Source organism: Enterococcus sp. AZ015 (assembly GCF_050499225.1).
Taxonomy (GTDB): domain Bacteria; phylum Bacillota; class Bacilli; order Lactobacillales; family Enterococcaceae; genus Enterococcus_D; species Enterococcus_D entomosocium.
Genome location: NZ_JBMHEX010000001.1, coordinates 2,738,867 through 2,753,568 on the forward strand (window position 1 = coordinate 2,738,867; position 14,702 = coordinate 2,753,568).

At 43.3% G+C, this 14,702-nt stretch carries 18 protein-coding genes; 6 read left to right on the top strand and 12 right to left on the bottom strand.

The window, feature by feature from the left end; genetic code table 11:
- Nucleotides 1-52 precede the first annotated feature (52 nt).
- The 3 genes from murB to IGK85_RS12710 form a co-directional block, all read right to left on the bottom strand.
- Complete coding sequence (murB, locus tag IGK85_RS12700) at nt 53-937, bottom strand: UDP-N-acetylmuramate dehydrogenase (protein ID WP_375137363.1); 885 nt, start codon at nt 935-937, stop codon at nt 53-55.
- A gap of 138 nt (nt 938-1,075) precedes the next feature.
- Nucleotides 1,076-1,426, bottom strand: a complete 351-nt coding sequence (locus IGK85_RS12705; RefSeq protein ID WP_008380710.1) for a type II toxin-antitoxin system PemK/MazF family toxin — start codon at nt 1,424-1,426, stop codon at nt 1,076-1,078.
- Nucleotides 1,420-1,695, bottom strand: coding sequence for an AbrB/MazE/SpoVT family DNA-binding domain-containing protein (locus IGK85_RS12710; RefSeq protein WP_005234145.1), 276 nt, complete (start codon nt 1,693-1,695; stop codon nt 1,420-1,422). Before IGK85_RS12710 ends, IGK85_RS12705 begins: the two co-directional genes overlap by 7 nt.
- Nucleotides 1,696-1,909: 214 nt before the next feature.
- Between IGK85_RS12710 and IGK85_RS12715 the strand changes: the two genes are divergently transcribed.
- Nucleotides 1,910-2,662 (top strand): exodeoxyribonuclease III, encoded by a 753-nt coding sequence (locus IGK85_RS12715; protein WP_008380708.1) that lies wholly within the window; start codon nt 1,910-1,912, stop codon nt 2,660-2,662.
- 84 nt (nt 2,663-2,746) lie between these two features.
- Nucleotides 2,747-3,280 carry a 3'-5' exonuclease gene (locus IGK85_RS12720; RefSeq protein ID WP_005234143.1) on the top strand — a complete coding sequence of 178 codons (534 nt, stop codon included), beginning with the start codon at nt 2,747-2,749 and terminating at the stop codon, nt 3,278-3,280.
- A gap of 75 nt (nt 3,281-3,355) precedes the next feature.
- Here IGK85_RS12720 and IGK85_RS12725 read toward each other — a convergent pair whose 3' ends face one another.
- The 5 genes from IGK85_RS12725 to IGK85_RS12745 all read right to left on the bottom strand — a co-directional run bounded on the left by IGK85_RS12725 (nt 3,356) and on the right by IGK85_RS12745 (nt 6,908).
- The gene (locus IGK85_RS12725) at nt 3,356-3,871 is read right to left on the bottom strand and encodes a GNAT family N-acetyltransferase (RefSeq protein WP_008380705.1); all 516 of its coding nucleotides are present in this window, start codon (nt 3,869-3,871) and stop codon (nt 3,356-3,358) included.
- A 16-nt stretch (nt 3,872-3,887) separates the two neighbouring features.
- Nucleotides 3,888-4,412 (bottom strand): GNAT family N-acetyltransferase, encoded by a 525-nt coding sequence (locus IGK85_RS12730; RefSeq protein WP_008380704.1) that lies wholly within the window; start codon nt 4,410-4,412, stop codon nt 3,888-3,890.
- On the bottom strand, nt 4,405-4,878 hold the full coding sequence (gene tsaE, locus IGK85_RS12735) for a tRNA (adenosine(37)-N6)-threonylcarbamoyltransferase complex ATPase subunit type 1 TsaE (RefSeq protein WP_008380702.1): 474 nt from the start codon (nt 4,876-4,878) through the stop codon (nt 4,405-4,407). Before tsaE ends, IGK85_RS12730 begins: the two co-directional genes overlap by 8 nt.
- Before the next feature lie 215 nt (nt 4,879-5,093).
- Entirely contained in the window at nt 5,094-6,077 is a 984-nt protein-coding gene (gene pta / locus IGK85_RS12740) for a phosphate acetyltransferase (protein ID WP_008380699.1), read from the bottom strand.
- Nucleotides 6,078-6,218: 141 nt separating this feature from the next.
- A complete protein-coding gene (locus tag IGK85_RS12745; protein ID WP_008380697.1) occupies nt 6,219-6,908 on the bottom strand; it encodes a uracil-DNA glycosylase in 690 nt (229 codons plus the stop codon).
- Nucleotides 6,909-7,040: 132 nt separating this feature from the next.
- Between IGK85_RS12745 and IGK85_RS12750 the strand changes: the two genes are divergently transcribed.
- Both IGK85_RS12750 and IGK85_RS12755 read left to right on the top strand, forming a co-directional pair.
- The gene (locus IGK85_RS12750) at nt 7,041-7,910 is read left to right on the top strand and encodes a Cof-type HAD-IIB family hydrolase (protein WP_005234136.1); all 870 of its coding nucleotides are present in this window, start codon (nt 7,041-7,043) and stop codon (nt 7,908-7,910) included.
- Nucleotides 7,911-7,949: 39 nt separating this feature from the next.
- Nucleotides 7,950-8,471: an LURP-one-related/scramblase family protein gene (locus IGK85_RS12755; RefSeq protein ID WP_005228514.1), complete on the top strand. Its 522-nt coding sequence runs from the start codon at nt 7,950-7,952 to the stop codon at nt 8,469-8,471.
- A gap of 4 nt (nt 8,472-8,475) precedes the next feature.
- On the opposite strand, the gene IGK85_RS12760 is transcribed toward IGK85_RS12755, so the two are convergent.
- Both IGK85_RS12760 and gloA2 read right to left on the bottom strand, forming a co-directional pair.
- A complete protein-coding gene (locus IGK85_RS12760; protein ID WP_005234129.1) occupies nt 8,476-9,042 on the bottom strand; it encodes a GNAT family N-acetyltransferase in 567 nt (188 codons plus the stop codon).
- 93 nt (nt 9,043-9,135) lie between these two features.
- The gene (gene gloA2 / locus IGK85_RS12765) at nt 9,136-9,513 is read right to left on the bottom strand and encodes an SMU1112c/YaeR family gloxylase I-like metalloprotein (RefSeq protein WP_005234127.1); all 378 of its coding nucleotides are present in this window, start codon (nt 9,511-9,513) and stop codon (nt 9,136-9,138) included.
- A 135-nt stretch (nt 9,514-9,648) separates the two neighbouring features.
- Here gloA2 and nrdI point away from each other — a divergent pair, with 135 nt between their 5' ends.
- Both nrdI and IGK85_RS12775 read left to right on the top strand, forming a co-directional pair.
- Entirely contained in the window at nt 9,649-10,098 is a 450-nt protein-coding gene (gene nrdI / locus IGK85_RS12770; protein WP_005228511.1) for a class Ib ribonucleoside-diphosphate reductase assembly flavoprotein NrdI, read from the top strand.
- 41 nt (nt 10,099-10,139) lie between these two features.
- On the top strand, nt 10,140-11,789 hold the full coding sequence (locus IGK85_RS12775; protein WP_008380690.1) for a MutS-related protein: 1,650 nt from the start codon (nt 10,140-10,142) through the stop codon (nt 11,787-11,789).
- A 67-nt stretch (nt 11,790-11,856) separates the two neighbouring features.
- Here IGK85_RS12775 and IGK85_RS12780 read toward each other — a convergent pair whose 3' ends face one another.
- Both IGK85_RS12780 and nadE read right to left on the bottom strand, forming a co-directional pair.
- Nucleotides 11,857-13,677 carry an LTA synthase family protein gene (locus IGK85_RS12780; RefSeq protein WP_008380687.1) on the bottom strand — a complete coding sequence of 607 codons (1,821 nt, stop codon included), beginning with the start codon at nt 13,675-13,677 and terminating at the stop codon, nt 11,857-11,859.
- Between the two features lie 190 nt (nt 13,678-13,867).
- The gene (nadE, locus tag IGK85_RS12785; RefSeq protein ID WP_008380685.1) at nt 13,868-14,692 is read right to left on the bottom strand and encodes an ammonia-dependent NAD(+) synthetase; all 825 of its coding nucleotides are present in this window, start codon (nt 14,690-14,692) and stop codon (nt 13,868-13,870) included.
- Between the last annotated feature and the right edge of the window lie 10 nt (nt 14,693-14,702).

Here is a 14,702-nt window from a genome sequence, read left to right on the forward strand (position 1 = left end):
TATTAGCTCTCATGAAAAAAAGATTGCCCCGCGGGACAATCTTTTCGCTAATCTATTCTTCGCCGATGATTCGGACTTCTGTTTCTAAGGTGACATCAAAAGTTTCTTTGATGACTTGTTGGATATGAGCGATCAGTTCAACGTAATCCGTGGCTGTTGCTTGATCGACATTCACGATAAAGCCCGCATGTTTTTCCGAAATTTGGGCACCGCCCCATTTCAATCCTTGTAAGCCTGCATCTTGGATCAGCTTGCCGGTAAAATGACCGACTGGGCGTTTGAAGACACTCCCACAAGAGGGGTATTCTAGCGGTTGCTTCAATTGCCGCAATTCTGTCAGTTCATCCATTCGCTTTTTGATTTGCTCTTGATCGCCTTTTGCTAGATCAAAGCGACTGCTCAAAATGATCATCTTTTGCTCTTGCAATTTGCTATGCCGATAAGCAAATTCCATTTCTTCCTTGGTATATGTCACGATTTGACCATCAGCCAGCAAAACGTCGCAGGACGCAAAGACATCTTGGATCTCGCCATCATAAGCGCCAGCATTCATAAAGACGGCACCGCCGACACTGCCAGGAATCCCGCAGGCAAATTCAAAACCAGTCAAGGATTCATGCAAAGCGACATAGGTGGTATCGATCAACTTTGCTCCAGCATCGACGATCAAAGAAGTGCCGTCTACCACGATTTGGTTCATTTCCGACAGCATGATCACCACGCCGCGAATACCACCATCACGGACGATCAAGTTGCTGGCGTTTCCTAAGACGATCCAAGGAATCGCTTGTTCTCGGCAATAATCAAGCAGCTGTTTAGCCTCTTCTGCTGTTTTGGGAAAAGCCAAAATGTCTGCCGGTCCACCAGTTTTTGTATACGTATAGTTCAATAAGGGTTCATCTTTTAATAAGGCAATTTCAGGGAATTGCGCAATCATCAAGTCTTTATTCACGAGAAGGTTTCCTTTCACAATAAACATCTCACTTATTTTAGCATGTTCAAGGAAAAGTTGCTACCTCTGGTGAATCAAAGAAAAGCTTAATAATCGAATGACCTGATTAATAAAGAGTAAGCTTCAAAAAAAGTGTTTTGTTATTTCAGATAATCGTTCTTTCATCTCCGTAGTGACTTTATCGACTACTTCTAAGTTGCTGTGATGCAAGAGGTCCACACTGCGAATATGCTGACAAAGAATCGTCCCTTGAACTTTACTCTTTTGTGTTTCGGTAACTGTTTGAAACGCATTCGATCGAGCGAATTTTTCTTCTACATATTTTTTTGAGCTACTGATTGGCATCACTAAGACGGTATTGAAACTCTTGTTATAATAATCATTACTAACCACCACACACGGTCTTTTTTTTGCCATTTCATTTCCTTTGGTGGGATTTAAGTCAATAAAAAGAATATCTCCTTGTCTTACCATTCAATATTCTCCTCACCTAAATCTTCTCCAAAAAACATCTCACCTGTATCAAATTTCCCCGTTTCTTCTACGATCGCTAATTCTTGTTTCCAAAAATCTTCAAAGGAAGGTGCTGCTTTTTCGCCTGTTACCTTGATCTCGCCTTCTGGAGTAAATTCAAAAATTACCCGCTGATTCTCTTTTAAGCCTAACTTTTGCCGCACACTTTTTGGAATAGTTATTTGATTTTTCGAAGTCATTTTCGCTGAAACTTGCGCTTTGATCGTCATGTGAACTGCCCCCTTTTCAAAACGATTGTAACATAAAACGTAAGGAAAAGTAAGGATTTATTAATCCTTTTTCGTACCACAAACGAATTTTCTCTAGCATCCAAATTTAATCCTCATTCTTCCTCCTTGTTTTCCTTATTCCGCTCACTTGCTTTGCGCTTCTGGCTTTTTTAGGTAAAATGGGAGGCGTAGTGGAAAATAAGGAGGAGTCTCAATGAAATTTATTTCTTGGAATGTCAATGGTTTACGGGCCATCGTTAAAAAAAATTTTTCTGAAGTGTTTGAAGCCCTCGATGCTGATTTCTTTTGTTTACAAGAAACAAAGCTGCAAGAAGGTCAGATTGAATTGGATTTACCAGGCTATCATCAATACTGGAATTATGCGGAGAAGAAAGGCTATTCTGGCACGGCGATTTTCGCAAAAGAACCTGCGCTATCTGTCCGTTATGGATTAGGGATCGAAGAACATGATACGGAAGGTCGCGTCATCACGCTGGAGTATCCTGAATTTTTCTTGATTACTTGCTACACACCAAATTCCCAAAATGAATTGCGCCGCTTGGATTATCGCATGACTTGGGAAGATGCCTTTTTGGCTTACTTGACTGAATTGAAACAACAAAAGTCAGTGATTCTCTGTGGTGATTTGAATGTTGCCCATAAAAATATCGATATCAAAAACTGGAAAACCAATCAAAAAAGTGCTGGGTTTACACCTGAAGAACGGGAAAAGTTTTCGACTCTTTTGGCTGCTGGCTTTACCGATACGTTCCGTTATTTCTATCCAGATGCAGAAGGCATTTATTCTTGGTGGAGCTACCGTTTCAACGCTCGCAAAAACAATGCCGGCTGGCGCATCGATTACTTTGTCGTTTCGGATAACTTAAATGAGCGCTTGCTAGATGCCAAGATCCATACAGATATCATCGGCAGTGACCATTGCCCGGTGGAACTGGATCTCAAATAACCGTAAGAAAACTTCAGTTTTTCTTAACGTTTGTTCGCTTTTCATTCTTTGATTTTGTGCTAGAATGGCAATGAGGTGAGTCTGATGAATTTTATCGCAATGGACTTTGAAACAGCAAATTATCAAAAGCATAGTGCCTGTTCCCTTGCACTAGTCATGGTACAAGATAGCAAAATCGTGGGCGAATATTACACATTGATCCAACCGGAAACGGAATTTTTTTGGAAAAACATTCAAATTCATGGCATTCGTCCAGAAGATGTGCAAGAAGCGCCTAAGTTTCCTGACGTATGGAAACAAATCCAACAATATTATCAATTAAACAGTCTGATTGTTGCGCATAATGCTGGTTTTGATACCGGCGTTTTGGCGGGGTGTCTTGACTATTATGGGTTGTCACAACCAAACTATCTTTCCTTGTGCACGGTACGAACAAGCCGCAAACTGTATCCAGAATTTACGAACCACAAATTAAATACGGTTTGTGAGCAATTGCAGATTCCTTTACTAAACCACCATGATGCCTTGGAAGATAGCCGGGCATGTGCCCAAATCTTATTGCGTCAAGAAGAAGAATTTGGCATCGATCCATTAAAAAAAATGGTTTTAGTCAAATAAATAAGAACGTGCGTCCTAAAGTCAGCATTGCGCTAGACTTTAGGACGCACGTTTTCATTTAAGGAAGGAATCATTTTAAGTTAGATCGATCCAATAATGACAGATTACAGCGCCATCTTCAGGATCAATGGCTTTTTCGGTTAGTTTACCTCCGTTATTTTCAATGACTTTGGCGGAAGCACGATTGGCTTCTTCACAGGTTACTAACACGTTTTTCAAGCCAAATTGTTTGGCCTTTACCAATGACTGTGCCAGCATTGCCGAGCCGATGCCTTGCTTTCGATGGTCTGGGTGCACCGAATACCCGATGTGTCCGCCAATTTGGCGCAAATACGCATTAAGTGTCAGACGCAGATTCAAGAGACCGACCACTTTTTGATCTTGGATAGCCAGATAGGTACGGGCGGGGACGAATCCTTCTGGTACCGTTTCTGCTGTTTTAAAATCCGCCAATCCCTCTAGCCAGTCTTTGGCTGTCGGACTTTCTACAAGTCCTGCCCCACCGTGGATGACTTCTTGATTCTTCTCAAACGCTTGCCGATACGCTTCGATTTGATCGCAGTCTGCGATCGTCGGTTCCCGAAACTCCATTTCCTTCACTCCTTTTTTATGATTCAAAAAGACGTGCCATCATCAAGACGTCAACTTTTTGCCCCTCGCGGGTTTGCACTGCTTCTTTCATGCAGCCTTCTGTTAAAAAACCAAATTTTTGATACAGATGGATCGCTCGTAGATTTCTCGCTTGGACGGTCAACTCGATGCGGGTCAATTCGCCAACTTCTACTACCCAGTCCAGTAATTCTTCAATCAGGAGCGAACCTAAACCCAAGCCCCAATAGTCTTTTAAAATCGAGATACCGATCTCCCCGACATGGGCTAATTGCCACTCTTCGTTGCCTTTGACTGATGCCATGGCGATCAATTGTTCTTGATCAAATGCCAACAACAGCAAATAGTCCTCCCGTTCATAGATAGCATCCAACTGTTCTGCCAATAGGGCTTCTGGCAACGCCAAGCCGCTTTCGTCCATTAAGAGAAAATCCGTTTCTTCTCCTAGCTGTTGACTGACTGCTAACACGGCTTTCGCATCAGCACCCGTGGCTTCTTTGATCTGTAATTGGATCTCACTCATGGGCTGCCTGCCATTTGGTTGTGATCCGTTGCAAAAAGGCGGTTGCTTTGGAGCCATATGCATGACATTTCACAAGACGTTTTTGTTCATCTGTATCATCTTTTTCCAAAATCAGTTCTAAATAATCCTCTGGCAGGGAGGCTTCTAAGAGATTGCCCCACTCGATCACACACAAGCCATCCCCTTCGAAATAATCATCCAGTCCTAAATCTTCTGCACCGTATTCCACCCGATAGACATCCATATGGTACAGGGGCATCCGCCCATTGGTATATTCACGAATGATCGTATAGGTCGGACTTTTGATCAGTTGCTCGATCCCTAACCCCAAGGCGATGCCTTTCGTCAATGTTGTTTTGCCAGCACCCAAATCGCCCGTCAATACCAGATTATCCCCTGGCTCGGCTACTTCTCCAATGATTTTTGCAAATGCTGCGGTTGCTTCTAAGTCGTTAATGGTAAACATAGTCCCCATCCTTTGATCAATCTAATTTACTAGTTGCTAGTATAGCTTGTTTTTCAAGGAATTGTAAAGAAGGAGCTTAAGGAAAATTTCCCGACGACCACTGGATCGTTGATTCATATGGACGCCACCTGCTTTGTTGCCCTCAACTTTCCAAAAGCAAAACAAAAAACTGACCCTCAAGGGATCAGTTTTTCATAAGTGCAGCGATTGGCTGCTTATTTTTCCATTAATGTTTGTGCCGCAGTAATGATTGATAATTTGTAGACATCTTCTTCATTTGAACCACGGGACAAATCAGAGATTGGTTTGTTCAACCCTTGTAAGATTGGTCCAATCGCTTCAAAGTTACCGAAACGTTGGGCGATCTTGTAGCCAATGTTTCCTGATTGTAAATCGGGGAAAACAAAGACGGTTGCTTTACCTGCTACTTCAGATTCAGGAGCTTTCAATTGCGCAACTGCTGAGATATACGCAGCATCGAATTGCAATTCTCCATCGATTTGATATTCTGGTGCCAATTCTTTGGCGATTTTTGTTGCTTCAACGACTTTATCTACTTCCGGTGCTTTCGCAGAACCTTTCGTTGAGAAGCTTAACATAGCAACTTTTGGATCGATTTCAAATAATTCAGCGGTTTTCGCTGAGTCAACAGCGATTTCTGCTAGTTCTTGTGCATTTGGGTTTACATTGATGGCACAGTCTGAGAACAAGTATTTTTCTTGGTCACGACCACGAACCATTAAGAAAGCACCACTTGTACGGCTCACACCTGGTTTTGTTTTGATGATTTGTAAAGCGGGTCTTACTGTATCACCCGTAGAATGGATCGCTCCGGAAACCATTCCTTCAGTAATGCCCATGTAAGTCAACATTGTACCGAAATAGTTGACATCTTTTAAGATTTCTTCTGCTTGTTCTTTCGTTGCTTTGCCGTTGCGGCGTTCCACAAAAGCTTCAACCATTTCATCCCAACGATCATAATTTTCAGGATCTAAAATTTCAAAGTTTGATACGTTGATTCCGCGAGCTTCTGCTGCTTTTTCAATTTCAACCGGGTTACCGATCAAAACGGGTTCAATCAATTCTTCTGAACGTAGACGGCTAGCAGCACCTAAGATACGAGGATCTGTTGCTTCTGGAAAAACGATTTTGATATGACGACGCACGATTTTAAATTTTAAACTTTCGAATAATTCCACGGGTAAAGACCTCCAGTTTTTTTATACCCTTCCATTGTACAATAACTGCGAAAAAAAGAACAGATAAAAATCCTGTATTAGTCGATTATTTTAAATATCGTTACCTTTTTCACAAAATCATCAGTTCTAAATAACACAGTTTTACAACTGTGTTATTTTTTCCGGTAACGCCCAAGAAATCGGTTCTTCCCCTAATGCCAGCAACGCTTGATTGATCTTAGAAAAAGGCTTTGAACCAAAGAATCCTCGATGTGCCGACAACGGACTTGGATGAGGCGCTGTTATAATAATATGTTTGCTGGTATCTAGTAAAGCGGCTTTCTTTTGAGCGGGTTTGCCCCAAAGCACAAAAATGACCGGTTCTTCTCGTTGATTCAATTTTTCGATAATCGTATCTGTCAGCTGCTCCCAGCCATGCCCGTGATGTGAATAGGCTTGTCCCTCACGTACCGTCAATACGGTATTCAACAATAAGACCCCTTGCTGCGCCCATGGCACAAGATAGCCATGGGACACAGGTGCAATCCCTAAGTCATCGGCTAATTCCTTGTAAATATTGCGTAAGGAAGGCGGTATTTTGACCCCCGGCTGCACGGAAAACGACAGTCCGTGGGCTTGGTGAGGGCCATGATAAGGATCTTGACCTAAGATGACAACTTTTACGTCATGGTATGGTGTCAGTTTAAGTGCTTCATAAATATGGTCCATCGCTGGATGGATCTTTTGCTGGGCATATTCTTGTTTCAAGAAAGCCCGTAGTTGTTGGTAATAGGGTTGCTCAAATGATTCTTGCAATTGCTCTTGCCAATCATTGTCCAATAGTCGTTTCATGGCGAATCTCCTTTGTTTTCTTCTAGGATAACAAATCCCGCCCATTAGAAACAAGAATTACTCTTCGAAAGAAAAAAAATCCGTGATTTATGGTACACTATTTGTAGAAACGATTAAGAAAGGACGCTGACAATGATCAAATTAATTGCTTCTGATATGGATGGTACGCTTTTAAATGCCAGTATGCAGATTTCAGAAGAAAATATCCAAGCAATCAAATATGCCCAATCCAAAGGAATCGAATTTATGGTCGCAACTGGCCGTAACCGTAAAGAGGCATTGCCACCGCTGCAAGAAGCCGGAATCGACTGTGCAATGATCACTTTGAATGGGGCCCAAGTCTATGACGAAACGGGTAATTCATTATTTACTGTGCCGATCAGCCATGAACAAACTCGTTCGTTGATCGACCTACTAAAAGAAAACGACATCTATTTTGAGATCTCAACGAGCAATGGGATCTATTCGGAAAGTCAGACACGTCGGATCGAAAATTTTGCGATCCATACGGCAGAAGCAATGCCCCATTTAACCCATAAGATGGCGATTGCTATGACAGCAGCCCGTTTAGAATTTTTACCGATCAATTATGTCGATGATTTCAGTGAGTTGTTTTCGATCGAAGAATTAGAATTTTTGAAAGTGATCTGCTTCCACCAAGACGGTGCCCGGGTATTGGGTCCTATCACGAAAATCATCGATGGGTACGGCGATCTAGTGGTGACTTCTTCTGGACAAAACAATATTGAGATCAACCACCGAAACGCGCAAAAAGGAATCGCAGTGGCACATGTCGCCAAAGATCGGATGATCTCACTGGCGGAAGTGATGACGATCGGTGACAACTTAAATGATGTAAGTATGCTGCAACTGGCAGGCGTTAGTTTTGCAATGGGAAATGGCGAGTTAGAGGTAAAAGAAGTCGCGAAGTATTTGACGGACACCAATATTGAGGCTGGTGTCGGCAAAGCAATCGTTCGGGCAATTGATGAAAATCTTTAAACCACGCAGCTTTTTGGGGATACATGAGGAGGCGTAAGTATGTCAGAATTTTTCATCCAAGATAGGCAACTTAGCAGAGTCACACGAACCATTGTCAAAGATGAAACAGGCAAATCACTATTTTTGATGGTGGGACGTTGGGGAACCAAGGGCGATGCCCTCTCCCTTTACCGTTTAAATGGGCAAATGGTCGCTAGTATCAAACAAATCAGCTTTACTTTTGGTACACGCTTTGAGATCTACAAAGACTTTGAGAAAGTCGGTACACTGCAAAAAATCTTTAACTGGCCAGGTGATTTCTACTATATCCAGCAGCTTCACTGGGCGGTCCACGGCGATATCTATAATCATCGCTATGGGATCCATCATTTCAATAAAAAGATTATGGAGATGGACAAAGCGACCTTGTTGACGGGGGATTATTATGTACTGGATGTTGTCGATGACCGGGATGCGCCGGTCTGCATCTGTATTGCGGCCGTCATGGATTACTGGCTGTACAATCGGCACCGCAAAAAAGACCATCCTCTTGAGCTTCGACTAACAAATGGAACCAGCTGAAAAATCAGCTGGTTCTTTTTTGCATATGGTCGTAAAGATGGCCACTGATCTCTCTTTGGGCCACGACTTCAAATCCGTGCTTTTCATAGAGCCGCTTCGCATGGGGATTTGCTCGGTCAACACTCAAGCCGATCACCTCATAACCATCTCTAGAAGCAATTTTCGGCAATGCTTCTAACAAGGCTGAGCCGACGCCTTTGCCCCGAAATTTCTCAGCCACACAGATGGTATCTAAGTACCATTCATTTGGTAAAGTCTCTTCATCGATAAACAGCTTCATGTCTTTACTCAAACCGTACTGTTCCAGCACTTTATCTAGAGGCTGATCGATCGTCGCCTCTTCTTTGTCTGGATATCCAAAGGCGACGCCAGCAACTTCTCCGTCGATCTCATTGACTAGCGCACGGCGAAAGCCGTAACGATAATCGGGTTCTAGCATGGCATCTGCCAAGATCTCTAAGGTCTTGGCTTCTCCGATCTCTTTGACAAACGGCAATTCCATGTCCTTTAAAATGACTAAAACGAGTTCAGCCATGACAAAACGATCTTCTTCTTTTGCAAATCTTATCACGTTTTTTCCTCCTTGCTTCTATACATAGAATAACAATTCTCTCAAGAAAAACCAAGTTGAATCGACAAAGGATCAACACAAAGTCTTCCTTGTTTATTCATGTAATTCCAACGGCAAGCCGTCTGGATCTTGGAAAAAGGTCATCTTCTTATTGGTGAAGGTATCAAAACGAATCGGTTCGCACACAATCCCTTTAGTGGCTAACTCCGCTACGACTGCTTCAATATTTTCCACCGCAAAGGCCAAATGTCGCAAGCCGGCTGCTTCGGGAAAACTTGGTCTTGCTGGTGGGTTTTCCACCACAAACAGTTCTATTTCTGATTCCCCAAAGCGCAAGTCGATTTTTACATCTTTCTTTTCTGGGCGCGCATGTTCACGAATCACTTCAAAGCCTAATTTTTCTACATAAAACTCTTTGGTCTGTTGGTAATTACTAGCGATGATCGCCACATGATGCATTTTTGAAAACATTATTGCCACTCCTTTGTATTGGACTCCTCTCTCAGTTTAAAGCCTTTGGCTGCATTTTACTAGAAAAGACTGCCGAAGTTCTCCTCTTTTCATAAATGGTTTCTGTTATACTAGAAAGCGGAAGGTGATGAAAAAATGAAACTACTTTATATTTCAATCTCTGGAAATACCCGTGCATTCGTCAACCGCTTGTTGGCCTATGCAGATCAGCAAGACACACCGAGCACTTGGGAAGCCAAAGAAATTCATGACAATAGTGTCTTTGAACAAGAAGACGAACCTTATGTGGTTTTTGTCCCTACCTATTTAGAAGGTGGAAACGGCGTCGATAACGGCGATCAGGAGATCCTCACAGAAACCATGCGGGAATACATTGACTATGAAAACAACGCCGCTCTTTGCTTAGGCGTGATCGGCAGCGGCAACAAAAACTTTAATTATCAATATTGCTTGACCGCAAAGCAATATGCGGAACAATTTTCGATTCCGTTCTTAGCGGATTTCGAGCTGCGAGGCACGACCCAAGATATTGAACGGATCTATGCTTGTTTAAAAGAAATCGATCCTGCCCACAGCAACACTTAGCTTTAGCCAGCATTCATTAGCCATTAGGAGGACTTTTGCATATGGAACCACAAACGATGGTCATTTTGATCATACTCGCCAGCATTCTCATCTTGACCGCACTAGATATCTGGAATCGATACAAAGTACGTCGTTACGTTCGGCTTGCTTGGGGAAAACTTCCCCGTCAGCCCCGCTTTGATAAAGAAGCGAGTTTGAAAAAAGCTTGGCTGACTGAGAAGAAGTTTCACGATTTTGATAGCGAGGTCGATGACATCACTTGGTATGACTTGGATGGCTTTTCGTTGTTTGAGTCCATTAATCTGACGTTTTCCAGTGTTGGTTCAGAAGCGTTGTACCAGCAATTACGCAATTTCCACTTTAAGCCGGACAAACAGCTGACCAAATTGATCGACTTTTTTGCTGCTGACAGTGCCGCACGCGAACAATCCCAATATACATTTGCTCGTTTAGGAAAACAAGATGATAATTTTTCGAAAGCCTACTTGGCCAATGAAGCGGCGCAATCGATCGGTTCTCTGCCGTTCTTTGTCTTTTTAGGTGTGCTGCCATTAGTCGGCATCTTGCTGCTCCTGCTGGGGATTGTCCAAGGCCTCCTGTTGACGTTGATTAGTGTCGTTTTCAATACGATCTATTACTCCATCAAAAAAGCCAAGCTGGAAACAGAACTGAACAGCATGCGCTATTTGGTTCAAACGATTGCCTGTGGCAGTCAGATCGCTAAAATCAACACGCCCCTCCAAGATGAGCTCAAACAATCTTTGTCACCATTAAAGAAGATCACTCGTTTCGCTTTCTCATTTCGTGCCAAAAACGGCAGCGAAGGAGACATGTTGTTTGAATACATCAATATCATTTTTATGCTGCCGTTTATTTCCTACCAAACGGTCACCACTACTCTGGCCAAACACCAACAAGCAGCCATCGACCTCTGGAATTTATTGGGGAAATTGGAAGTCGCAGCCGCCATTTTAAATTTTCGCACGTATATGCCCATCACTTGCCTACCGACCTTCCAAACAAGCGGAGGTGTAGAAGCAACGGGTACGTATCATCCCCTTCTGAGTGAAGCAGTCATGAATGATGTCACTTGGAACCACAATACCCTTGTAACTGGCTCCAATGCCTCAGGCAAATCGACATATGTCAAAAGTGTCGCCATCAACTGTATTTTGGCACAAACCATCCAGACAGCAGTAGCTGAAACCTTTACGATGGTTCCTGGTCACGTCATTACCTCGATGGCTGTCGAAGATGATCTATTTGAAGGCGACAGCTATTTCGTGGCGGAGATCAAATCCATCAAACGCCTGCTAGATACCGTTGCCACGAAACAGCGCTGCTACTGTTTTGTTGATGAGATTTTAAAAGGAACCAATACGGTGGAACGAATCGCTTCTTCTGCCAGCATCATCCATTGGTTGCGAGCCTACCCATCATTGGCCTTTGTCGCTACCCATGATATTGAGCTGACTGAAATTTTGAAAAATGATTGCCGCAACATTCATTTTTCTGAACAAGTCACGGAAGATGACGGCATTTCCTTTGATTATAAGGTCAAATCCGGTCCTGCCTTGAGCCGCAACGCGATCGCCCTCTTAAAAGTCATGGGCTACCCTGAAACGATCGTTCAAGACGCCTACGCCGCCGCCAATGATTTTGATCAAAATCGTAAATGGCAGGAATTATAACTTCACACAAACAAAAGCGCCTTATCCCAGTGTCAGTCACAGGATAAGGCGCTATTTTATGTTTCATTTAGTCAAACAAACCAGTCGTTAAACTGTATTGCTCTCCTTGTAGCACATCATATTGGATCAAATTGTAGGCATCATAGATTTCTTGGGCTTCTTGATCCAACGCAAGAGTCGTCTGCCATTGTCCCTCTTGATAATATTGACCCAGTTCAAAAGCCGGCAACTCATCTTGCAAGGCCAACAACAACTGGTAAAACCCGCTGGTTGGTTGATCACTGGCTTCTAATAGGTTCGGCGCAAAATAAAAAGGACTTGTTACTGGTACATCTTCTGGCGCAAAATTCCCTTGCGAATCAACCATCAAAAATTCGGTTTCATGCAGGGCAGCCGTTTCATTTTGATCCTTGATCTCATCGGCATAAATGCCTGGTAAATGATCTCCCCAAAAGACGACCAGCGTTCGCCGATCCAGCTGCTCTAATTCAGCCACAAAGTTTTTCAACGCTGTACTGCTATAAGAGATATCCTGTAGGTAGTTTTCCAAAGAAGCCATATTGCCAGGACCGCTCGCTTGGTAATTCAACGTATCGTATTTGCCAGCATAAGGCATATGGGTCTGCATCGTCACTAAATGGACAAATTGCGGTTGCTGATCGTTTTCCAACAAAGCCAGCACTTCTTTGTAGGCCGCCTCATCAGAGATATAAGGATTATTTTCGATTTTGTCGGTATAGGTCATCGTATCTTGATCGATAAACTGTTCAAACCCCATCACCCCATAGACATCCTTGCGTTTGTACATCGATGTATCGTAAGGATGGATCGCCGCTGCCGTATACCCTGATTGTTCCAAGAAAGAAACCAAGGATGGCAGTTGCGTCAATTTCGGCACTAGCATCGTGTAAGGCGTTGTCATCTGTGGATTCAATAGGCCCATGGCAAAACCAGTCAACGCTTCAAACTCGATGTTTGCCGTACCGCCTCCATAATTTTGCGAAAGCATTTTTCCACTGATGGTTTGATCGGCGACGTGGTAATAGTCTTTCAACGGATCGCCGGTGATCGATAAGCCATTTAAATGGCTCGGGTCGGAAAAACTCTCGCTCATCACATAGACGATATTTGGTGCTTCACTTTCACGGTCTTGATTTTTCTCCGCAGCCTGTGCATTGTAGGTGTCCGCAATCGCTTGGATCGCTTCTTTTGAATACCCCTCAGGCTTCGTCATGGCATCTACCCGCAGGTTGTACAAAAACCCACCGATAAATCCCGTATTGTAGTAGTTCATTTTTTGTGAATACGGAATCCAGAGCGCCGTCTGATTGTAGGCTTTGCGTAGAAGGTTGTTGCTGTCGTTGAAGTGTGAAACATAGACTAAGCCCAGCGAGCATACGACCAGCACTGCCCCTCGCATTACTTGTAAACGCCGGTTTAATTTGCGGCTGCGATAGATACTCCAGCCGATCGCCCCGATCGCCGCCAGAGCAAAGAGGATGGCTAAGAAAAACGCGCCATTGCCGATCATGGTTCGTAGAAGGTCGAATTGAGTGACCATCTTTAAATCATCAGGATAGATTGGTTCTTGGCGATAGACCATCTTCGTATGGTTGGCGTACCCTAAGATTCCGATGACGACACTATAAAAGATGCCCCCGATCAGTACTGAACCTGCCAAACTGGCAAACACCCCATACACCAGCAGTAGCACCCCACAAGCCAAGAAAAACTTTGCTGTATGCCACGAAAAGGCAAATTTCAAGGCTAATTCAACGGAAAGATTGTTTTGACACCATTGCAAATATAAATTACTGAAAATGATCAACAGGACGATGGCGATGCCTTTTAATGCGATCTTCAGATAAGGATGGCTATTTATTTTCACGAAGGAACATTCCTCCTTTTCTACACATTCTAGGTACCCTCGTATTTTATGCTTTCAAGGCAAGAAAGTAAAGCCGAGGTAAGAAGCTTTTGTTATTTTTAAAGAAAGCAACCCTCATAAAAAAGAGTCTAAGGTTTCTTGCCCCTAGACTCTTCTTTCTATCCGAATGGAACTCAATCACTGGTTTTGTTTATTTCCAAAAATCATCAAAAATCGTGACTGGCAAGTGGCGTTTGTGTTGCGTTTTGTTCCACCAGTTTTCAATGGTTTGTTGGGCTTCAGCCGCAATTTCCTTGCCTTCTAAATAGTCATCGATGTCGTTGTAGGTCACTCCTAAAGCTGCTTCATCTGCAACTAAAGGTTTGCCGTCTTCCAAGTCCGCAGTCGGGACTTTGGTATACAATGCTTCTGGTGCGCCTAAGTATTGCAAGAGTTGGCGGCCTTGGCGTTTGTTTAAACGAAACAGTGGTAAGATATCGGCACCGCCATCGCCGTATTTCGTAAAGAAGCCGGTGATATTTTCAGCAGCGTGATCCGTACCCAGAACAGCTCCTGCTTTTTCACCCGCAATGGCATATTGCGTAATCATCCGTTGACGGGCTTTGATATTGCCTTTATTAAAGTCAGAAACCGCTAAGCCTGCTTCTTCCACCGCTTGCACTTGGGCATCGACGGCGTCTTTGATGTTTACCCGCAGCTCAATATCTGGTTTGATAAATTCAATGGCTTTTTTGGCATCTTCTTCATCTGCTTGTTCCCCATAAGGTAAGCGTACCCCTATGAACTGATAGTTGGGATTCCCGGTTTCACTGCGCATTTCCTCCATCGTCAATTGCGCGATCCGGCCAGCTAATGTCGAATCTTGCCCACCACTGATCCCCAAGACAAACGTATGCAAGAACGAATTCTTTTGCAGATACGCCTTTAAAAAATCAATACTCTTACGAACTTCTTCTTTCGGGTCGATGGTCGGTAAGACTCCTAATTCTTTGATAATTTCTTGTTGCATGGTCATAGAAACGCCT